At 61.7% G+C, this 21419-nt stretch carries 20 protein-coding genes; 7 read left to right on the top strand and 13 right to left on the bottom strand.

The window, feature by feature from the left end; all coding sequences use genetic code 11:
- Positions 1-32: 32 nt before the first annotated feature.
- The 4 genes from urtD to urtA all read right to left on the bottom strand — a co-directional run bounded on the left by urtD (position 33) and on the right by urtA (position 5298).
- On the bottom strand, positions 33-896 hold the full coding sequence (urtD, locus tag KHO31_RS09620) for an urea ABC transporter ATP-binding protein UrtD (protein ID WP_201081711.1): 864 nt from the start codon (positions 894-896) through the stop codon (positions 33-35).
- Positions 893-2077 (bottom strand): urea ABC transporter permease subunit UrtC, encoded by a 1185-nt coding sequence (gene urtC / locus KHO31_RS09615; protein WP_201081713.1) that lies wholly within the window; start codon positions 2075-2077, stop codon positions 893-895. Before urtC ends, urtD begins: the two co-directional genes overlap by 4 nt.
- A gap of 1 nt (position 2078) precedes the next feature.
- Complete coding sequence (urtB, locus tag KHO31_RS09610) at positions 2079-3704, bottom strand: urea ABC transporter permease subunit UrtB (RefSeq protein ID WP_211623132.1); 1626 nt, start codon at positions 3702-3704, stop codon at positions 2079-2081.
- A gap of 295 nt (positions 3705-3999) precedes the next feature.
- Positions 4000-5298 carry an urea ABC transporter substrate-binding protein gene (urtA, locus tag KHO31_RS09605; protein ID WP_201081717.1) on the bottom strand — a complete coding sequence of 433 codons (1299 nt, stop codon included), beginning with the start codon at positions 5296-5298 and terminating at the stop codon, positions 4000-4002.
- Between the two features lie 305 nt (positions 5299-5603).
- Here urtA and KHO31_RS09600 point away from each other — a divergent pair, with 305 nt between their 5' ends.
- Positions 5604-5807 (top strand): hypothetical protein, encoded by a 204-nt coding sequence (locus tag KHO31_RS09600; protein ID WP_201081852.1) that lies wholly within the window; start codon positions 5604-5606, stop codon positions 5805-5807.
- Positions 5808-5862: 55 nt separating this feature from the next.
- On the opposite strand, the gene KHO31_RS09595 is transcribed toward KHO31_RS09600, so the two are convergent.
- The 7 genes from KHO31_RS09595 to KHO31_RS09565 all read right to left on the bottom strand — a co-directional run bounded on the left by KHO31_RS09595 (position 5863) and on the right by KHO31_RS09565 (position 12573).
- Entirely contained in the window at positions 5863-7410 is a 1548-nt protein-coding gene (locus KHO31_RS09595; protein ID WP_211623130.1) for a DUF3443 domain-containing protein, read from the bottom strand.
- 33 nt (positions 7411-7443) lie between these two features.
- Positions 7444-7896, bottom strand: a complete 453-nt coding sequence (locus KHO31_RS09590; protein WP_211623128.1) for a DUF2844 domain-containing protein — start codon at positions 7894-7896, stop codon at positions 7444-7446.
- A 136-nt stretch (positions 7897-8032) separates the two neighbouring features.
- Complete coding sequence (locus tag KHO31_RS09585; protein ID WP_211620564.1) at positions 8033-9334, bottom strand: DUF3443 domain-containing protein; 1302 nt, start codon at positions 9332-9334, stop codon at positions 8033-8035.
- A 32-nt stretch (positions 9335-9366) separates the two neighbouring features.
- Positions 9367-9843, bottom strand: coding sequence for a DUF2844 domain-containing protein (locus tag KHO31_RS09580; RefSeq protein ID WP_201081724.1), 477 nt, complete (start codon positions 9841-9843; stop codon positions 9367-9369).
- A 133-nt stretch (positions 9844-9976) separates the two neighbouring features.
- Positions 9977-11524, bottom strand: coding sequence for a TolC family outer membrane protein (locus KHO31_RS09575; RefSeq protein WP_211623126.1), 1548 nt, complete (start codon positions 11522-11524; stop codon positions 9977-9979).
- Positions 11525-11537: 13 nt separating this feature from the next.
- On the bottom strand, positions 11538-11861 hold the full coding sequence (locus tag KHO31_RS09570; protein WP_028200548.1) for a rhodanese-like domain-containing protein: 324 nt from the start codon (positions 11859-11861) through the stop codon (positions 11538-11540).
- A 58-nt stretch (positions 11862-11919) separates the two neighbouring features.
- Entirely contained in the window at positions 11920-12573 is a 654-nt protein-coding gene (locus KHO31_RS09565; protein WP_201139013.1) for a protein-L-isoaspartate O-methyltransferase family protein, read from the bottom strand.
- Between the two features lie 298 nt (positions 12574-12871).
- On the opposite strand from KHO31_RS09565, the gene KHO31_RS09560 reads away from it, so the two are divergent.
- From KHO31_RS09560 to KHO31_RS09535, 6 genes are all read left to right on the top strand, one after another.
- Positions 12872-13948, top strand: coding sequence for a LacI family DNA-binding transcriptional regulator (locus tag KHO31_RS09560; protein ID WP_211623124.1), 1077 nt, complete (start codon positions 12872-12874; stop codon positions 13946-13948).
- 3 nt (positions 13949-13951) lie between these two features.
- On the top strand, positions 13952-15439 hold the full coding sequence (locus KHO31_RS09555) for a sugar ABC transporter ATP-binding protein (protein WP_211623123.1): 1488 nt from the start codon (positions 13952-13954) through the stop codon (positions 15437-15439).
- The gene (locus tag KHO31_RS09550; RefSeq protein ID WP_201081732.1) at positions 15420-16433 is read left to right on the top strand and encodes an ABC transporter permease; all 1014 of its coding nucleotides are present in this window, start codon (positions 15420-15422) and stop codon (positions 16431-16433) included. Before KHO31_RS09555 ends, KHO31_RS09550 begins: the two co-directional genes overlap by 20 nt.
- 162 nt (positions 16434-16595) lie before the next feature.
- Positions 16596-17558: a substrate-binding domain-containing protein gene (locus KHO31_RS09545; protein WP_201081734.1), complete on the top strand. Its 963-nt coding sequence runs from the start codon at positions 16596-16598 to the stop codon at positions 17556-17558.
- 79 nt (positions 17559-17637) lie between these two features.
- Positions 17638-18687: a sugar phosphate isomerase/epimerase family protein gene (locus tag KHO31_RS09540; protein ID WP_201123007.1), complete on the top strand. Its 1050-nt coding sequence runs from the start codon at positions 17638-17640 to the stop codon at positions 18685-18687.
- An 84-nt stretch (positions 18688-18771) separates the two neighbouring features.
- Positions 18772-19923, top strand: a complete 1152-nt coding sequence (locus tag KHO31_RS09535; protein WP_211623121.1) for a Gfo/Idh/MocA family protein — start codon at positions 18772-18774, stop codon at positions 19921-19923.
- A gap of 49 nt (positions 19924-19972) precedes the next feature.
- Here KHO31_RS09535 and KHO31_RS09530 read toward each other — a convergent pair whose 3' ends face one another.
- Both KHO31_RS09530 and KHO31_RS09525 read right to left on the bottom strand, forming a co-directional pair.
- Positions 19973-21061, bottom strand: a complete 1089-nt coding sequence (locus KHO31_RS09530) for a J domain-containing protein (RefSeq protein WP_201141179.1) — start codon at positions 21059-21061, stop codon at positions 19973-19975.
- Between the two features lie 41 nt (positions 21062-21102).
- Positions 21103-21363, bottom strand: a complete 261-nt coding sequence (locus KHO31_RS09525; RefSeq protein WP_028200557.1) for a hypothetical protein — start codon at positions 21361-21363, stop codon at positions 21103-21105.
- Between the last annotated feature and the right edge of the window lie 56 nt (positions 21364-21419).

Raw genomic sequence — 21419 nt, 5'->3', positions numbered from 1 at the left:
AACAAGCGCCGCGCAGGCAAAACCCTAAAAGATCACCTCCCGAGATAAGACTCGATCACCGTCTCATCCCGCTTGACCTCATCCAAAGTGCCATGCGCAAGCACGCGGCCTTCGGCCATCACCGTCACCTTTCCCTTATCACCCGACAAAGCCGCAACAAACTCCATATCATGCTCAACAACCATCATCGAACACGTCCCACGCAGGTGATTGAGCAACGCAGCCAACTGCATGGTCTCGTCATCGGTCATTCCAGCCGCAGGCTCATCGAGCAAAAGCAGCGCCGGTTGCTGCATCAGCAACATCCCGATTTCAAGCCGCTGCTTCTGCCCATGCGACAGTTCGCCGGCAAGACGGCGAGCCTCGCTCTCAAGACCAATCAAAGCTAACGTCTCTTCAATTCGCGCTTGCGCCTCACGATCCAATCGCGCCCGTAAAGAAGCCAACCATCCCTTGTCAGCTTTCATGGCCAACTCAAGGTTTTCCCAAACAGGATGTTGCTCAAACACAGTAGGCTTCTGAAACTTTCGCCCAATACCCGCACGAGCAATAGAAGGCTCATTCATCCGCGTCAAATCGATCGACTGCCCCAGAAAAACTTTGCCGGAATCCGGCTCGGTCTTCCCGGTGATGACATCCATCATCGTCGTCTTGCCCGCGCCGTTCGGCCCGATGATGCAACGCAACTCACCCGCGTCGATCGACAAACTCAACGCATTCAACGCGCGAAATCCATCGAAACTCACGGTCACGTCTTCAAGGTACAGAATCGTCCCGTGCGAAATATCGATCTCACCCGGCACCACCGCGTGCCCCATGCTCGCGACGCCACTCAACGACCGTTCAGCAGGCTCTTCAGGTAGTGCAAGATCAGGAACCATCGGGTTTTCGTTCATGAGCGGTTCCTCCTGCGCGTGACCATTTCGATCAGTCCCATGATGCCGTTCGGCAACAACAGCGGGACCAGCACGAAAATCAGGCCAAGAAAGAACAGCCAGTATTCAGGGAAGTTCGCCGTAAAAAAGCTCTTCGCACCATTCACCGCAAACGCGCCGATGATCGGTCCGATCAACGTGCCGCGTCCACCCACCGCGACCCAGATCGCCATCTCGATCGAGTTGCCCGGCGACATCTCGCCCGGGTTGATGATGCCGACCTGCGGCACATACAACGCACCTGCAATCCCGCACAAAATCGCGGATACGGTCCACACGAACAGCTTGTACGCGAGCGGGCTGTAGCCGAGGAACATCAAGCGCGTCTCGCCGTCGCGCACCGCCGTGACCACGCGCCCGAGCTTCGACGTGACGATTGCCCGCGCGCCGATAAAGGCCAGAATCAACACTGCAAATGTGATCAGCAGGAGGGCTGTGCGCGTGCCCGGATGCGTAATCGGAAAGCCGCCGATGCGCTTGAAGTCGGTGAAGCCGTTATTGCCGCCGAATCCCGTTTCGTTGCGGTAGAACAGCAGCATGGCGGCAAACGTCATCGCCTGCGTGATGATCGACAGATACACGCCCTTCACCCGCGAGCGGAACGTGAAGAAGCCAAATACCCACGCGACCACCGCCGGCACCAATACCACCAGCAACAGTGCATAACCGAGATGCTGCGTACCTTGCCAATACCACGGCAACTGGTGCCAGTCGAGAAACACCATGAAGTCGGGCAGGTCGCTGCCGTATTTGCCTTCGTGGCCAATCGATCGCATCAGGTACATGCCAATCGCGTATCCGCCCAACGCAAAGAACAACGCGTGTCCCAGGCTCAGAATGCCGCAATAGCCCCACACGAGATCGAGTGCCAGCGCGGCAATCGCGTAGCACATGAACTTGCCGGTGATCGTCATCGCATAGGCGGACAGATGGAGCGCGCTCGTCTCCGGGACCACTAGCGTGGCGAACGGTACGCCGAGACCGAACACGATGATCAGGGCGATCAGCGCGAGCCATGCGCGGCGCGATAGTAATGCGGGACGCGGCGGCAAGCCGAGTGCGAAGCCGGACTGCACTTCGCGTCCGGACGCGGCGGCACCGCTCGTCGCACGGACGTGAGCCGATGAAGTAGCAGATGTCATCTCATGCCTCCGCGCTACGGCCCTTGAGGGCGAACATGCCCTGCGGACGCTTCTGGATGAACAGCACGATCAGCACGAGCACCGCGATCTTGGCGAGCACAGCGCCCCAGAACGGTTCGATCGCCTTGCTGACGAGTCCGAGCCCGAAGCCGCCGATCACCGTGCCGGCGAGTTGTCCGACGCCGCCGAGCACCACGGCCATGAACGAATCGATGATGTAGCTCTGGCCGAGATCCGGACCCACATTGCCGATCTGCGACAGCGCACAGCCCCCCAGGCCGGCGATGCCCGCACCGAACGCGAACGCATACGAATCGACACGCGCGGTCTTCACGCCGACGCATGCGGCCATCCGCCGGTTTTGCGTGACGGCTCGCACGAACAGGCCGAGGCGCGTTTTAGTCAGGACAGCCCACGCAATCCCCACGACGATCAGTGAAAACGCCAGAATCGCCAGCCGGTTGTACGGCAGGATCAGATTCGGCAGCACGGTGACGCCGCCGCTCATCCACGCAGGATTGATCACCTGGACGTTCTGCGCGCCGAACAGCATGCGCGTCGCCTGAATCAGGATCAGGCTGACGCCGAAGGTGGTCAGGAGAGTTTCGAGCGGACGTCCGTAAAGGTGTTTCAATACCAGCCGTTCGAGCACGATGCCGACCAGTCCGGCGGCGGCAAATGACGCCGGCACGGCAAGCAGCGGATACCAGTCGAACGCGCCGGGGGCAAAGCGCTGGAACAGGTTCTGCACGACGTAGGTGGCGTAGGCGCCAATCATCAGGAACTCACCGTGCGCCATGTTGATCACGCCGATCAGCCCATACGTGATCGCGAGACCGAGGGCGGCAAGCAGCAGCACGCTGCCGAGTGACAGGCCCGCGAACAGCGTGCCCGCGATCTGGCTGCGGCGCTGGATCGAATCGAGTTCGTCGATGCCGCTTTGCGCGGCGGAGCGCACGCGCTCGTCGGCTTCGTTGAAGGTGCCGTCCGGCTTCTTCGCGACGAGCGGACGCAGGAGTTCGTTCATGTCGAGATCGTGGCGCGCGGCGACCAGTTGCACGGCTTCGAGACGCTTGGCCGGGTCGGCGTCGTGCAAGGCGGTCATCGCCCACAGCGTGTCGAGGCGCTTCTTGAGCGCCGGGTCGGTTTCCTTCGCGCGCGCCGCATCGACGAGCGGTTTGATCGACGGATCGGGGTTTTGCAGCAGCGCGGTGATGGCGGCGTCGCGTGTGGCGAGGTCGGGCGAATCGAGTTGCAGGCCCGAGAGTGCGCCTGCCACTTTCGAGCGCAGCAGGTTGTTCAGTGTGACCGGTTGCGCGTCGCCCGCGGCGACGGTTTTGCCGGTGACGGCGTCGCGTGCCGTGTCGCCGTCTTGCAGCAGCACGGCGCCGGAATCGGTGGCGAGCGCGCTGTCCTCGGACAGGGCTTTGAGCACCGCGAGGGATTCTTTGTCGTGGTTGGCAATCAGCTTGTCGATTGCCGCGGATTTCGCATCGAAGTCGTCGCCGGCGAGCGGCGCGACATCGGCCGGGGCGAGCGCGAAGGCGGCAAGCGGCGCGCCAAAGATAAGCGTGAGCGCGAGGCCGCCGATGCTGCGTCGTGCGAATTTCGTAAATGAAAACGCCATGATGGCCTTTGAAGAAAAACGGGCAGGGCGGCGATCCGGCGCATCGTTTCAATGCCGCTGCCGTGCCGCCGAATTGCTGCGCGCTGATACTGCGCCGCGGGTCTGCTTTGGCTGCCGCAGTTGCAACAACTACGGCAACCGGTTCGTGAGTTCGGCCGGGAAGGCCGGGACCGAGACGGTCCAGACGCAAACGTCAGATTCACGGTCCAACCGCACGACGCGGCCGGCACACCCATCGAGAGATCACGTCGGATCGTGGCGGCGGCTGACCGCACCGTCGTCGCGATCCGTCCTGTCAGGCAACCCGCGAGCGCTTCAGGAATGCGGGAATCGAACTGACCACATCCGGCTTGCTCGAATTGCCGGCGATGAACGGGCTCCACGGCTGCGCGCGAATCGCGGTCTTGGTGCGCCACACTACGTTGAACTGACCGTCGGCACGCACTTCGCCGATCATCACCGGCTTGTGCAGATGGTGATTGCCGTCCATTTCGAGCGTGAAGCCCGACGGTGCCGCAAACGTCTGACCGATCATCGCCACGCGCACCTTATCGACGTCCGCGCTCTTCGCTTTCTCGACGGCCTGTTTCCACATATGGATGCCGACGAAAGTCGCTTCCATCGGGTCATTCGTCACGCGCTTGGTGCCGCCCGGCAGGTTGTTGTCCTTGACCCATTCCGCCCATTGCTTCTTGAACTTTTCGTTGGTCGGGTTGCGCAGCGACATGAAGTAGTTCCATGCCGCGAGATTGCCGACCAGCGGCTTCGTATCGATGCCGCGCAGTTCTTCTTCGCCGACCGAGAACGCGACGACCGGCACGTCGGACGCCTTCAGCCCCTGGTTGCCAAGTTCCTTGTAGAACGGCACGTTCGAGTCGCCGTTGACGGTCGAGATCACCGCGGTCTTGCCGCCCTGCGAGAAGGTCTTGATGTTCGCGACGATGGTCTGATAGTCGCTGTGGCCGAACGGCGTGTAGACCTCCTGGATATCGGCTTCCTGCACGCCTTTGGACTTGAGGAACGCGCGCAGGATCTTGTTGGTCGTGCGGGGGTACACATAGTCGGTGCCCAGCAGGAAGAAGCGCTTGGCGCCGCCGCCTTCCGTGCTCATCAGATATTCGGTTGCCGGAATCGCTTGTTGATTCGGCGCGGCGCCCGTGTAGAACACGTTGCGCGACATTTCTTCGCCTTCGTACTGCACCGGGTAGAACAGCAGGCCGTTCAGTTCTTCGAACACCGGCAGTACCGATTTGCGCGACACCGAGGTCCAGCAGCCGAACACGACGGCGCACTTTTCCTGGGTGATCAGCTGGCGCGCTTTTTCGGCGAATAGCGGCCAGTTCGACGCCGGGTCCACGACCACCGGCTGCAGTTGGCGGCCCATGACGCCGCCGTTCTTGTTGATGTCCGCGATGGTCATCAGCGCGGTGTCTTTGAGCGATGTCTCCGAGATCGCCATCGTGCCTGACAAGGAATGTAGAACGCCTACTTTGATCGGACCGCTGCCCGATTGCGCCTGAGCAAACGGAACCTGACCTGCAAGCGCCAATGCGCCCGACATGGAGCCGAACTTCAACAGACTGCGACGTTTCATGTATTTCCCCTTGCCATTGATGGTGACTGTTTATGGGCGTCGATTTCAGCCAGCAGGGCTTATCCCGCATGACTTGCCGCTTGTATACTGCAAGGCACATGCCATGCGGCAATTTCGACTTGAAGTCCGCGCATTGCGTGCTGTGACGTGGTGATGCGCCACGTCGGTTATGCGTATTGCAGCGCGAAATTGGTGCAGGAGCAGGACGTGCGCCTCGTTCAGGTGCGCGTCGCGCCGCAACGAAGCGCATCCATCGGCCAGCGGGCGTAGGCGGTGCATGACCGCCGCCCCTTTGTGCATGCGCTGTGCATCTCGCTGACGAACTGGAGTGGCTTGTCACGCTGCACGACGCGTCGACGAATGCTGCTGTGATTGTCGAACCGGTCGCGGGTTCGACTGGTGTGCTGATTCCCCCGCGGCATGTGATCGACGTGCGCAATCTTGGATTGGTGGGCGGGGTGGAGTTGGCGTCGCGTGATGGCGCGCCTGGGGCGCGCGAAAAGATATAAGGCCGACGCCTTCCGGCGCCGGCCTTATATGTCACTCGTGTGCTGTCGAGAAAAATCAGAAGGCGATAAACGGCCCGGTTTGCGTCCCGACTTGGGCAGTGCTGAGCGCGGTGTACACGTCTCGGCCGTAGAAAAACGGCAAACCCCAGAGGAAGGCCCACTCGGCCCAGTATGCGCCGAGGTTGTCATAAGCGGCATATTGGCTCGCCAGCAGGTTTGACGAATTGGCGATCGAGAACGGCACCGTAAGGACAGTACCGGTTTTCCTGACGGTGGAGTAGTCAGCGGAATACCACGTGGCGGACAGTTTGAGAGTAGTCGGCGGCACGTAAAAGACGCCTAGGGTCGGCGTCGTTGTATCCGGGAACCGGAGCACATTAGTGCCGCTATCGACGTAGCTGGTGAGCGTTCGCCCCTGATATACAGTGCTGAAGGCGCCGCTGTTGTCCACCTTCAGAATATTTGCCGTCGACGGCAGCGCGTTGTTTTGCCGGGTGCCGATACCGAATACCAGTTCACCGATAGCCGTTACCTGGCCGCCTGCTGGCAATGCGGGCAGGCGGATGATCGTGCCGTTGTTGTCCGACGTGAAGTTGGCGACCGGATTCATGACTTGCGTGTCGAGCGGCACCCGCGCGTTGGTGCATGATCCCGTGGACGGACAATAGTAGTAGGTAGCCGACAACGCAGATTGTGCTGCTAGCGGAAAGTCGGTCAGCGCAGGGCTAATTCCGATCACGCCATTGGCACCGAGTGTGGCTACCGTACTACCGACGTTCGAGATGCCGCGTGAAGCGCAATCCGACGGTGTGGTCGGATACGCAGCGTCGCCGATCACCTGGATCGGCAGATTGCCTGCCGTCTTACTGCCGATTGTCACGTCAGCACGTTTGATCGAACCCCACGTGTAACCGGACCCGAACGTCGCGCATTGGGCGATGGGCGAGCCACCGGTCGGGTCGTTAGCGGCGCCAGTTTGTGCCGGCAACCCGCCTGCGAGTGCAGAACCCAGCGCGCTGGCCATCACACGCACGCCGGCCGAACCGGTGTCGAGCAGCATGTGATCAATGGTTGCGCATTGGTTCGCACCTTGCAGGCCGGGGATGCATAGAGTGACGGTCACGTACGGCATGTTGACCACGGCGCCAGGCATCGTGCGATCGACGACGATTGGGACGGTGTTGACGTCGGCGATTGGCGTTGGAGTCGGGCTCGGAGTCGGAGTCGGAGTCGGAGTCGGAGCCGGAGTCGGAGTCGGAGTCGGAGTCGGAGCCGGAGTCGGAGTCGGAGTCGGAGTCGGGGTCGGAGCCGGAGTCGGAGTCGGAGTCGGAGTCGGGGTCGGGGTCGGAGCCGGAGTCGGAGTCGGGGTCGGGGTCGGAGCCGGAGTCGGGGTCGGAGCCGGAGCCGGAGTTGGAGTCGGAGTCGGAGTCGGAGTCGGCGCTGGTGAGGGCGTTGGACTCGGCGTCGGCGTTGCTGGTTTTTCGTTATCCTTGGTCGCGTTCGAGTTACCGTCGTCGCCACCGCCACCGCCACCACCGCAGGCTGAGAGCGCCAAACTGGCCGTTAGCAGCGCGAAGCAAAGTTTTTTATTGATGGTCTTCATATTTTTTGAGTTCCGTGAAATCGATGCGCCGCGTTACTGCAGATCGTCAGCACGGACATTGGCAGGGATCAGGCGCGGCAAAACTGCCTTACCGAAGAAGTTTCCCGCCCGGCCTGCGGACTCGATCTGAAAGTCGCCATTGCGTTCGATCAACGGGCCGGTGCCGCGCGCGCGGCCCGCACCGGCCGAGACGGCGTTCGGAAAGTAGCTGCCGAGGAGCGCGACCATGTCGGGCCTCACCGGCCCTTGCCACGTGACGGCAAACACAACATTGCTGGGCAGCACGTATTCACGGATCCGGACGCCGTCGGCATCACGCGATTCACGCACGGTATAAGCCGCGGCGGATGGGGAAGAGGAAGCAGACGCTGCAGATTGGAGCAACGACCGAGGGGCCGAACCCGCACCCGGTGCACCACCCAACGCCGCGTACGACGCGAGCGGCAAAAAAGCCGACGCGGCCAGCACGATCTTTGCAAATTTCATCACATCGCTCCAAAAAACAGGTCGGAGCATGGTGCCTGCGGGCGATTAATGAGAGATGCTGAAATGTCCTAACGAGAAGTCAGAAACGACCTCGAGCAGGCGGTATTTCACGACACCGCCTGCCCGTCCGCGCTCGTCAGAACGCGACAAACGGTCCGCTCTGCTTGCCAATCGTGCCGTTGCCCACCGTCGTGTACACACTGCGCCCGTAGAAGAAAGGCAGACCCCACATGAACATTTTCGAGTTGGACTGATACCAGCCGACGTTCTCGTAAGCGGCGTACCCGTTCGCCGACATGCGGATGGCATTGTCGATCGAGAAGGGCATATTGACGGGCGTTCCCTTGCCGTTGGTGGACTCCATCGTGGCTGCAAGGCTCAGCGCGGTGAGCGGCGTGTACCAGCCCGACGTAGTGGGAATCGAATCGTCCTGGAATGCGAACCCGTTGGTGCCGCTGTCGATTGCGCTCCAGTTGAACACCCGACCTTGATATTGAGTCGTAAATTCGCCGTACTCATCCAACGTCAGAACATTCACATTCGACGGCAACGCGTTGTTCGACTGCGTGCCGATACCGAATACCAGTTCACCGGTGACACTTGCCAAGCCTCCGGCAGGCAGCTTGGGTAAGCGGATGATCGTGCCATTGTTATCGCTCGAGAAAGCCGCGACCGGGTTCATTACCTCCTTGTTCATCAGCATGCGCGTGTTGAAGCAAGCGTTGGCGCCCGTGCAATAGTAGTAGTTCCCCGGCAGCGCGGTGGTCAACGCGTCTTTCGAGTCATACGTCCCGTAGCCGATGCCGAGAATGCCGTTGGCGCCGAGTCTTTCGACGCTGCTGAGGTCCGGGCCGCCGTGCGCGACGCAATCCGACGGGATGGTGTACCCACCGTCGCCGATCAACTGGATGGGGATATTGCTTGCCGTGCGACTGCCGATTTTGACATCGGCGCGTTTCACCGAGCCCCAGGTCGTGCCGGAACCGAACGGCATGCATTCGGCGATCGGTGCGACGCCGCTCGCGTCGTCGACGGCGCCGACTTGCGTGAGCAATTGAGAGCCGAGCGTCGGCAATGCGCTGGCCATGATGCGTACGCCTACCGAGCCGGTATCCACCAGCATGCGATCGACCGTCGTGCACTGGCTCGTGCCTTGCGCGCCTGGGACGCACACGGTGATCGTCGCGGAAAGCATGTTGATGCTGCCCATCGAGTTGTCGACGCGAATCGGCACCGTGTTGCTGCCATTGCTGGATGTATTGCCAGAATTACCTGCATTGCCCGAGCCATCCGGTTTCTTGATCCAGTCGGGATCGGCGGACCAGGGGATGGAGCCGCTGTTTTTGCTGCCGTTTCCGTCACTTCCACCGCCACACGCGGACAGTGTCAGGCCAAGGGCTACCAGTGCGCCCCAGAATGTCTTGTTGATTGTCGTCATCTTGTTGTTTTCCGCGGAATCGATGCGTCGCATTACTTCAGTTCGCCAGGGCGGACGTTCGCCGGCATCAGGCGCGGCAGATACGCCATGCCGAAGAAATGTCCCAAGCGGCCGGCCGACTCGATGCGGAAGTCATCGTTGCCTTCGATCAGTGGACCGGTGCCGCGCGCGCGGCTCTCGCCTGCAGCAACGAAGTTGGGGAAATAGCTGCCGAGCAGTGCCGTCATATCCGGCCGTATCGGCCCTTCCCAGGTGACTGCGAACACGACACTACTGGGCAGCACGTATTCGCGGATGGTGACGCCGTCGGCGTCGCGTGACTCGCGCACGGTGTAGGGAGCCGTGGCGGATTTGTGAGCCACGCCCGTGTTAGACGCGGAGGCTGACTGCGGTGCAGCGCGCAGCATCGTTGGAGAGGAAGTGCCGGTGCTCGGCGCACCGCCTAACGTTGCATAGCTCGCGAGCGGCGACAGCGTTGCAAACAGCATCGCGGTCTTTAGAAGTCTCATCACACTGCTCCTCCAAAAATGGTCGGAGCATGGTGCCCGTGCAAAGCTCAGGAAACCGTACGAAAAATCTGCAACGCAGACCGGAAGAATCTCAATGAAAGGGATGTGTCAGGAAGGTCGAGGTTGGCCAGCCTTACTGCACTACCGCCGCGTTCGGCAGTGCCCGTCGCCCGAGCTTCCCTGCAGCTCCTTTGGCCGCGACACCCGGATGCGGCACCGTCGGCACATGCGGAAGCGCGGTCAACGAACCATCGTCGACCGGCGACAGCAGCGCGCTCAACTGCAGCACGTCTTGATCGGTGAGATTGGCGGTGGAAGCCTTCAGCTTGAGGCTATTGATCAGCGTGTCATAACGCGCCTTCGCCAGATCGCGACGCGCCGAAAACAGCTGGTCCTGCGCATTGAGCACGTCGATATTGATCCGCACGCCGACCTGATAGCCGAGCAGGTTCGATTCGAGCGACGTGTTGGCCGATCGCTCGGCAGTCTGCAGCGCGCGCACCTGCGCGAGCCCGCTCACCACGCCGAGAAACGCCTGTCGCGCAGATAGTGCGGCGTTGCGCCGAGCCGTATCGAGATCGGCGGCGGCCTGGTCTTCGAGCGCGCGCGTCTGACGTACACGGCTTTGCGTCGCACCGCCTGCAAAGATGGGAATCGTGACCTGCACGCCGATCGTGCTGTTTGTATACGACGACCCCAGGTTGCCCAGTTCCGCGGCGAGCGCCGGCGTGCCGGGCGCGGGCGTGTTCGCGCCGCTGCCGAAGCCGCCACCAAAATTGCCGCCGAAATTACCCGCACCGGCCGCGCCGAGACTGCTGCGCGAGCGGCTCGCCACCAGATCGACGGTCGGCAGATGGCCGGCCTTGGCCTTCGACGTCTCGCGTTGCGCACTGTCCAGCGCGATCTGCTTGAGCACGACCTGGTAGTTCCCATCAGTGGCCGCGTCGACCCACAGATTGATGTCGGCGGGCACGGGCGGCGGCAGCGGCGCGCCGACGGCGAGTCCATCCACACGCTCGACGGAGTGTCCGATAATCTGCTGCAATGCGGCCAGCTTCACCGCAAGATCGTTCTGCGCGGCAATTTCTTGTGAGATCGCCTGATCGTATTTGGCTTGGGCTTCGTTGGTATCGGTGATCGTCGTGTTGCCGACTTCGAATGAACGCTTGGCCGATTCGAGCTGCTGCGCAATCGACGCTTTCTGCGAGCGCACAATCGCGAGGCTGTCCTGTGACGCGAGCGCGTCGAAGTAAGCCTGGCCAAGCCGCACGATCAGGCCCTGCCGCGCCTCTCCAAACGACGCCTGTGCCGAGTCCACGGCGAGCTTGCCCTGCGCATAGCCGTACCAGCTATCGACGTGGATCAGCGGCTGCGTGAGCGAAATCGTGTAGCCGTTGCTATTGCCGTAGGAGGCAGGAAAGCCGCCGCCGAAATCGGTGCTCTGGCGGTTCGCGGTGAGCGACGCCGAGACTTGCGGCAGCAGTTTGGCGCGGGCGAGCGGCAGCTCTTCGCTATTGGCGGCAAGCGCCGCGCGCGCGCTTTGCAGCTGCGCGTCGTTCGAGAGTGCTTCGTCGTAAAGCTGGGAGAGGCCGACGGCGTGTGCGGTGATCGGAAAAAGCGCGAGAGTCGCGCAATGAAGCGCAAGAGCGGCCGCGAGGACCGACACCCGCTGGCGGATCATCGCGACCGTGCAATCAATAGGTGGGAACGGACGGGTCGACCTGACGCGACCACGCGTCGATCCCGCCTTGCAGATTGAAGACGTTGGTGTGGCCGCGCGATTCGAGGAACATCGCGACCTGGGCGCTGCGCGCGCCGTGATGGCACACGCAGACGATTTGCGCGTCGTCGTCGAGCTCTTCGCTGCGCGCGGGAATCTCACGCATCGGAATCGATACGGCGCCGGCGATCGACGCCGTCTGGATTTCCCACGGTTCGCGCACGTCAAGCAGCACGGGCGCGGGACGCGATTGATCGGCGAGCCATTCGGCAAGCGCGGGAGCGGTCAGATTTTGCATCAACAGGAGATCCAGTTCAGAGGACGGCGGCATGCCGCCGTACGGATAAACGTGCGAATTAAAACTTGAAGCGCGGCGGCTGCACGGCGTTGATCAGCGGCTCGACATAGGTTTCGAACACGTCGGCGATACGGTACTGCTTCTCGTCGATACGGGTGATGACCTGTGCCTTCATGACCGGCGCGGTGCCTACGAAAGCCGCCAGACGGCCGCCGATCTTCAGATGTTCGAGGATGTCCTGCGGCAGTACCGGCAGGCCGCCGGATACGCAGATCACGTCGTACGGTGCAGCGTTCGCCCAGCCGCGCGAGGCGTCGCCGGTGGCGACTTCGGCGTTCAGCACGCCGTTGGCGATCAGGTTGTTCTTCGCCAGTTCTGCCAGTTCCGGTTCGATATCTACCGTCAGCACGTGCTGCGCGCGATGCGCGAGCAAGGCGGCCATGTAACCCGAGCCGGCGCCGATTTCGAGCACGCTTTCGTGTTTCTTCACCGTCAGTTCCTGCAGCACGCGTGCTTCGACGCGCGGCGCCAGCATGTGCTGGCCGGCCGGCAGCGGCACTTCGAAGTCGACGAAGGCCAGATCGCGGTAAACGGTGGGGACGAAGTTTTCACGCTTGACGATCGAGAGCAGATTCAGCACGTCCTGGTCGAGCACTTCCCAGGGGCGGATCTGCTGTTCGATCATGTTGAAACGCGCTTGCTCGATGTTCATGGTGGATTCGGCAGTGTGGTTTGGCGAGTTTGCGATTCTTTGCCACTGACCGGCGGCCTCCGGGTACAGCCCCGGGGTACAACTCGGCACACAGCAGGTCGCGGCAGGGTAACTGCAGGATTGTACCAAATGGCGGCGCGAACCAAGGCCGTTACGGGCAGTGCGCTGCCGGGCCGCGCCTTGAAGCGGCTCCCGTCGCGCCCGCTCGACTCCGTGTTAATCCCTAGCGATCCGTCCTTGCGATTCCCGCTGCGATCACCCAAAAATGTAATCGATTACATTTTCGAGGTGCACTCACTTGGCCAAGTCGTTGTCCAAAGCGGCCCCTGCAACGTCGTCGAAGGCGCGCCCGCAGCCGGAGGCTCAGCCGCCGCGGCCGGTCGAGGGCCTTTCGATTGCCCAGGTGGCGGAGCAGGCGGGCGTTTCGGTGGCGACGGTGTCGCGCGTGCTGAACGGCCACGAGAACGTGCGGCCCGCCACGCGCGACAAGGTATTGGCGGCGGTCGACGCCAGCGGCTATCGCGTCAACGAACTCGCGCGCAACCTGCGCACCGCCGAAAGCCGCCTGCTGCTGACGATGGTGCCCGACGTCGGCAACCCCTTCTACGCGGAGATCGTGCGCGGCATCGACAGCGTCGCGCGCCAGCACGGCTATTTCATGCTGCTATGCGACACGGGCGCCGATCCGGGACGCGAGCGCAGCTATTTCGATCTGCTGCGCCGCCGTCGCGCGGATGGCGCGATCTGCCTCGACCCGGCCACCATCCAGCAGGCGCTCGGCGAGGCATCCAGCGCGCTGCCGTGGGTCGCGTGCTGTGAGTTCGATCCGGAGATGGGGGTGCCGTACGTCGGCATCGACAACTATCGGGCGGCGGGCGATGCGGTGCGGCATCTGCTCGCGCGCGGCCATCGGCGCGTCGGGCTGATCAACTCGGATGTCGACTATCTGTACGCCCGCCAGCGTCAGCAAGGCTATCTGGACGCGTTGACCGAAGCGGGTATCACGCCCGACGAGCGTTGGCGCATGAACCTGAACAGCCTCGACTATGAAGCGGGCGCATCGGCAGCGGCTGTGCTCATGCAGCAGCCTGACGCGCCGAGCGCGATCTTCGCCGTCTCCGACACGCTGGCGATCGGCGTGATCCACGGTTTGCGCAATGTCGGCAAGCATGTGCCGGACGATGTCGCGGTGGTCGGCTTCGACGATATTTCGCTTGCCGCGCAAATCGATCCGCCGCTGACCACCATCGCCCAGCCGATGCGCGAACTCGGCGAAACCGCCGCGCGCCTCCTGCTGCAACGGCTCGCGAATCCGTTGATGAACGTGCCGGGCGTGCTGCTGCCGCATCGGCTCGTGATTCGCAGGAGCGCGTAAGTCATGAGCCTCGCCATTCGCTTCGACGATATCCGCAAAGACTTCGGGCCGGTGCGCGTGCTGCACGGGGTGAGCTTCGAGTTGGCGCCGGGGCGCATCTACGGTTTGCTCGGTGAAAACGGCGCAGGCAAATCGACGCTGATGAAAATTCTCGCCGGCTACGAAACGGCGACTTCGGGCACCTTGCTGGTCGACGGCCACGCGCAGCAGTTCATCGGCTCACGCGATGCGGAAGCGGCCGGCATCGTGCTGATTCACCAGGAGTTCAATCTCGCCGAGCATCTGACGATTGCGCAGAATATGTATCTCGGCCATGAAAAAAAGCGCGGCTGGTTCGTCGACGATGCTGCGATGCGTGCCGATGCCGCGCGCTATCTTGCGCAGGTCGGTCTCGAGAAAGCGCCGGATACGAAAGTGCGCGAGTTGATCGTCGCGGAAAAGCAGATGGTGGAGATCGCCAAGGCGCTGTCGCGCCGCGCGCGTCTGCTCATCATGGACGAACCGACTGCCACGCTTACGCCGTCGGAAACTGAGCGCCTTTTCACGCTGATGGCGAAGCTGAAAGCCGATGGCGTGACGATCGTCTACATCTCGCACAAGCTGGATGAAGTCGAGCGCATCACCGACGAAGTGATCGTGATGCGCGACGGCCGCTTCGTCGCGCGCAGCGAAACCGCGGGGCTTGCCCGGCAGCAGATGGCGAATCTGATGGTCGGGCGCGACGTGTCCGATATGTTTCCCGACAAGATCACCGTTCCTGCCGACGCGCCGATTGCGTTGAAAGTAGAGGGCCTCGCCGTGCCGGACTGGGTGGAAGACCTGAGCTTCGACGTGCGTGCCGGTGAAGTGCTGGGTTTTGCCGGTCTTGTCGGCGCAGGCCGCACCGAAGCATTCGAAGCGATCATCGGCTTGCGCAAACGCACAGCGGGCCGCATCGAAATCGCCGGCCGCCGTGCCGACCTGAGGAGCCCACGCGACGCCATGCGCCACGGCCTCACATATCTGAGCGAAGACCGCAAAGGCAAAGGCCTGCACGTGAATCTGAGCTTGCAGGACAACGTCACGCTAATGACACTCGAACGCTACGCGCATCCGTTGCTCGATATGAAAGCGGGCCGCGCGGCATTGACGAAAGCCGTGAGCGACTTCGGTATCCGCACGGGCGATCTGTCGAGCCGCGCGCGCATGCTCTCCGGCGGCAATCAGCAGAAGCTTGCGCTCGCCAAGTTCCTGCAGCCCGATCCGAACGTGATCGTGCTCGACGAGCCGACTCGCGGCGTCGATGTCGGCGCGAAACGCGACATCTATTTCCTGATCCATCGTCTCGCCGCGCAGGGCCGCGCGGTGATCGTCATTTCATCCGAACTGATCGAGCTGATCGGCTTGTGCCACCGCGTCGCCGTGATGCGCGCGGGACGCCTGCAAACCACGCTCACACTCGAGCATTTGACCGAAGAGGAGTTGATCGCCCATGCGACCGGCACCCACTGAAGCCGTCCAATCCGGCCGCGCGTTGCGTTTCGCGCATCGTCTGTATGCGCTTGGGCCGCTCGTTGGACTGATCCTGCTGTGCATCGTCGGCACGTTGCTCAACCGCGATTTCGCGACGCTCGACAACATGATGAACGTGCTCACGCGTACGTCGTTCATCGGCATCATCGCGGTCGGCATGACCTTCGTGATCATTTCGGGCGGCATCGATCTGTCGGTCGGGTCGATGGCGGCGCTGATCGCGGGCAGCATGATCTGGCTGATGAACGGACTTGCTGCGGGTGTCGGCGGCCATACGTTCGCGCCTTTGCTGATAGTGACGCTCGGCATTGTGTTCGCACTCCTGCTCGGCGGTTTGTTTGGCTGCGCGCACGGTCTGCTGATTACCAAAGGACGCATCGAGCCGTTCATCGTCACGTTGGGCACGCTCGGCATTTTTCGCGCAGTGCTGACGTGGCTCGCGGATGGCGGCGCACTGACTTTGGATAACTCGTTGTCCGACCTGTACGGCCCCGTTTACTACGCGAGCCTCTTCGGTGTGCCGGTCCCGATCTGGGTATTCCTGGTTGTTGCGGCGGGCGGCGCGCTGATTCTCAATCGCACCGCGTTCGGCCGTCACGTGCAAGCGATCGGTTCCAACGAGCAGGTCGCGCGTTACGCAGCGATTCGCGTCGATACCGTGAAGATCATTACGTATGTGTTGCTCGGTATCTGCGTCGGTGTGGCGACGGTGCTGTACGTGCCGCGGCTCGGTTCAGCCACGCCGACCACCGGCTTGCTTTGGGAGCTTGAAGCGATTGCATCGGTGGTGGTGGGCGGCACTGCGCTCAAGGGCGGCGAAGGGCGTGTTGTCGGCACGGTGATAGGCGCGATTCTGCTTTCGGTGATCGCCAATATTCTGAATCTGACCAGCATCATCAGCGTGTATCTGAACGCGGCGGTGCAGGGCGTGGTGATTATCTTCGTCGCGTTCGTGCAACGCGGACGGCGGTAGGTGGTGGGCGTTGAGCTTCAAGGGATACAACGGCAAGTTCGAGAATCGGGGCGCATGAAGGCCTCATAACGCAGCGATGTTGCATGGGATCAGAGTAAGTGCCAAAGCACTAACTCTGATCGACACAATTATGTGGCATGGATCGACACAGGAGACACAACCATGAAGCAGGTCATTCGAGCGGTCGGCGCCGGCATGCTGGCGTTGGGGATACTGGGCACGGCAAGCGTCACGCGTGCCGATGAAAAAGTCACGCTGGGCGTCGCGATTCCGACAGCCGACCACGGCTTTACGGGTGGCATCGTCTGGTGGGCGAACAAGGCGAAAACCGATCTGGAGAAAGCGCATCCCGATCTGAAAGTGATCGTGAAGACTGCGGCCGGCGCACCCGAACAGGCGAACCAGTTGCAGGATCTGGTGACGGTGAACAAGATCAACGCGTTGGTGATTTTCCCGTATGAATCGGCTTCACTCACGCAGCCGGTCGCGCAGGTGAAGAAGAAGGGTGTGTATGTGACGGTGGTGGATCGCGGTCTGACGGATACCAGCGCACAGGACGCCTACGTTGCGGGTGACAACACCGCGTTCGGCAAGATTCCCGCCGAGTATCTGGCGAAAGCGCTCGACGGCAAGGGCGACATCGTCGCGCTGCGCGGCATTCCGACCACGCTCGACAACGAACGCTGGACCGCATTCACGAACGTGATCAAGAACTATCCGGATATGAAGATCCTCGATGCCAAGTATGCAAACTGGAATCGCGACGACGCGTTCAAGGTGATGCAGGACTACCTCACGCGCTTCAAGCACATCGACGCGGTCTGGGCAGCGGACGACGATATGGCCGTGGGTGTCCTCAAGGCGATCGAGCAGGCCAAGCGTAGCGACATCAAGATCGTGTTCGGCGGCGCGGGTTCGAAGGGCATGGTGAAGAACGTGATGGACGGCGCACCGATGATCAAGGCGGACGTGTCGTACTCGCCGAAATTCATCTACGACGCGATCAAGCTCACCGCCGAAGCGCGTCTGAAGGGCGACAAGCTGCCGCCGACCACGATCATCCCGTCGGTACTGATCACGAAGGAAAACGCGCAGCAGTTCTATTTTCCTGACTCGCCGTTCTGACCCTGGGCGTCCGGAGCACGCTTGCCGTGTGTCTTTCGCAGGGGCATGACAAGCGCGCCATAGTTCGAGGAACCGTACGATGAAAACCATCAAAGGGCCGGCGATTTTTCTCGCCCAGTTCATGGGCGACGAGGTACCGTTCGACAACCTCGCGCATCTGGCAGGCTGGGCCGCGAGCCTCGGCTTCAAGGGAATTCAGGTGCCGTGCGATGCGCGCCTGATCGATCTCGAACAGGCGGCGGCAAGCCAGAGTTATTGCGACGCGTTGCGTGAGATCGCAGAAGACGCTGGAGTGACGATCACCGAACTGTCGACGCACTTGCAAGGGCAACTCGTCGCCGTGCATCCGGCCTATGACGCGTTGTTCGACGGCTTTGCCGGGCAGCATGTGCGCGGCAATCCTGCGGCGCGCACGCAGTGGGCGGTTGATCAGATGAAGCTGGCGGCAAAGGCGTCGCAACGTTTGGGGTTGAATACCCACGTGTCGTTCTCCGGTGCGCTGGCGTGGCCGTATCTTTATCCGTGGCCGCAGCGTCCGGCAGGTTTGATAGAGACTGCCTTTGACGAACTCGCGCGCCGCTGGACGCCGATTCTCGATGCGTTCGACGAAGCCGGCGTCGACGTGTGCTACGAACTGCATCCGGGCGAGGATCTGCACGACGGTGTGACCTTCGAGCGCTTTCTGGATGTGGTGAGACAGCACCCGCGCGCGAACATCCTCTACGATCCGAGCCATTTCGTGTTGCAGCAACTCGACTACCTCGCCTTCATCGACATCTATCACGAGCGCATCAAGGCATTCCACGTAAAGGACGCGGAGTTTCGTCCGAACGGCAAACAAGGTGTGTACGGCGGCTATAGCGGCTGGGTCGAGCGCGCGGGGCGTTTTCGATCGCTCGGCGACGGGCAGATCGATTTCGGCGCGATCTTCTCGAAGATGGCGCAATACGATTTTCCGGGCTGGGCGGTGCTGGAATGGGAGTGCGCGCTGAAGCATCCGCAGGACGGCGCCCGTGAAGGCGCGGAGTTCATCCGCCGGCACATCATTCGCGTGGCTGAGCATGCGTTCGATGATTTCGCTGGCAGCGGTGTGGATGCGGCGCAATTGAAGCGTGTGCTTGGTATTTGATCGCGATCTTCAGGTGAGTCGGGGGCATGTTGGCCGCGGCCAGCCCGTGAAGCGGTTAAAGCAGATCGCAAAGGAGTAGGTGCGATGCCACAACGAAGACTCAGGCTCGGTATGGTCGGCGGCGGTCAGGGCGCGTTTATCGGCGCCGTGCATCGGATCGCGGCGCGGCTCGACGATCGGTTCGAACTAGTGGCGGGCGCATTGTCGTCCGATCCGCAGCGTGCGCAAGCGAGTGCCACCGAGGCCGGTATTGCGCGCAGCTATACAGACTGGCGCGAGATGGCGCGCGCCGAAGCCGCTCGCGACGACGGTATCGACGCAGTTGCGATCGTCACGCCGAATCATCTGCATGCGCCGGTGGCAACGGCTTTTCTCGAGGCGGGCACGCATGTGGTGTGCGACAAGCCGCTGGCGATTTCCTTGGCGGAAGGTGAGGCGCTGGCGAAGCTTGCGCGCGAGAAGAACAAGCTGTTCGCGCTGACTCATACGTACTCTGGTTATCCGCTGGTGCGCCATGCTCGCGAGCTTGTCGAAAGAGGTGAGCTCGGCGAAATACGCGTGGTGCAAGTCGAATATGCGCAAGACTGGCTGGCTGAACCGATAGAAACGAGCGGCACGAACAAACAGGCGGGCTGGCGCACGGATCCGTCGTTAGCGGGTCCCGCCGGCTGTCTCGGCGACATCGGCACGCATGCGTATCATCTGGCCTCGTTCGTTACGGGGATGTTGCCTCTGGCGCTATCCGCCGAGTTGCACACCTTCGTGCCGGGACGCCGTATCGACGACCACGTGCAGGCGATGCTGCGCTATCCGAATGGCGCGCGCGGCATGCTATGGGCGAGCCAGGTGGCGAGCGGCGCGGAGAATGCGCTACGTCTGCGGGTGTATGGGACGAAAGCAAGCCTCGCTTTCGATCAGGAGAATCCGAACGAATTGTGGTTCACGCCGTTAGGCGGAACGGCCGAGCGCTTGACGCGCGGACGCGTGAAAAGCGCGCTCGCCGCGCACGCGACGCGCGTGCCGCAGGGGCATCCTGAGGGTTATCTGGAAGCGTTCGCGCAGTTGTACAAAGATGCGGCGTTGCAGATCGAAGCGTTGAATGCGGGTCAACCGTTGCCTGTCGAAAGCCTGCTGCTCACCACGGTGGATGACGGTGTAGCGGGTTTGCGCTTCATTGATGCCGTGTTGGCAAGCAGCGCGGCGAATGGCCAGTGGCGTGAGATAGAACCCGGTTGATCGTGGACCCATGACGCGCACGCCAGGCAGCGAAGGGAGCCATTCAATTTCAACGCCGCCTGATTTTCAACCAGGCTTTGAGCGTGCCGAGGTCCTGGAATTCCACCAGATCGTACTCGAGCGATCCGATCTGTTCCTGCAGCATAAAAACGTCCTCTGTCAGCCCGTGCATGACCTTCTTCGGCGTGATGGGGGCCATCGGGTCGAGCCCGTAGCGTTCCTTGAACGCCATCTCGACAAACATAATTTCGTCGTCGAGTTCGCCTACCTGCTCCTTCAGTATCTTGTTGTAATGCTTGAGCCGGTCTTCGCTCAGGTTATCGAGCGCGTTCTGATCGATGTGTTCCAATTCCAGCTGCAACTCGAGCAAACGCAGCAGGTTGCTCTTGCTGTAGGCCTCGTTGACTCGTTGCATCAGCGCGGTTTTCCGTTTGCGCTCCTCTGGATCGCTTTCGCGATCGGGATGCAACGCGCTGGCCAGCTTACGATACACCTCGCGAATCGAGCGGCTTAGTTGTGCTTCTTCTTCCTCGCGGCGCGTCTCGGCTGCCATCTGCTTCGCCGTCTTCTTTTTTGGGGCATTTTGTGCCTGGCGCGCCTGATGTTCCGCTGCTTGCGCAGCGTCGTCCTGTTCGATATGGGCCTGCAGGCGATCCAGAACTTCATCGGGCGAGTTCATGTCGATGTCGTCCAGTTCGACGCCTAGTACCGTCTCCAACATCGATTTCATTTCGTCTAACTCGGACGCTCTTTCGTCGTCGTAGTCGGACCCGCTGTGCCGGTTGTACAGCGCTTTCAACTCGTCGCTATCTTCTTCCCCGAGACACCTCGCTGCCAGATCGACAATCACCGCTGAAAGGGTGCGCCGCTCGGTCTGCGTGATACGTTTCTGGTTGCTCTGCTCGTCGAGAAGGTGTGCCATCCGTGCACGCAAATGTTGCATCTTTTGCGTCAGCGGCAGCAGTTCATTCACGTACTTTTGCTGGAAAGCGGGCGCGAACTCCTCCCACGCGCTCAAACTGGCACGCCGCTTTTCGATCTGTTTGATCAGCGTGTTGAACGCTTTCTGGCCCTTCGACAGGGTGGGTTGATTGTGGTCCGGCGCGATGCTGACGGACCTGGCGCTTGTCCTGGTCATGGGGCGGATATCTTCGATCGTCAAATGGGGTGGGGCGCTGCCTAGCTGCCCTTGCTCTTCTTGAGCTGCGCTTCGAACGCAATATCGAGCTTGCTCGCCTTGCGCGGTTTCGGCGGTCCGAAACCGTCGACGAATTTGACGAAGTCGTCGAGCGTCAGCGGATCGGAGACTTTCTTGTCCGTGCCGCTCGATTTGTCGACCAGATAAAACAGGCCGCCGGACAGGCTGATCGCGGCGAACTGCGGGTTGCCGCTGCGGGTTTTCAGCCGTTCGACGGCGTGGATGGCTCGGGTGGTGCGCATGATGGGGGAAACGGCGAATTGAAGGTATGCACTTTAGCAGCAATCCGCCGCGCCGC

Origin of the sequence: Paraburkholderia domus, assembly GCF_905220705.1 — a bacterium.
Lineage (GTDB): Bacteria > Pseudomonadota > Gammaproteobacteria > Burkholderiales > Burkholderiaceae > Paraburkholderia > Paraburkholderia domus.
This window is presented reverse-complemented; position numbering and strand designations above follow the sequence as displayed.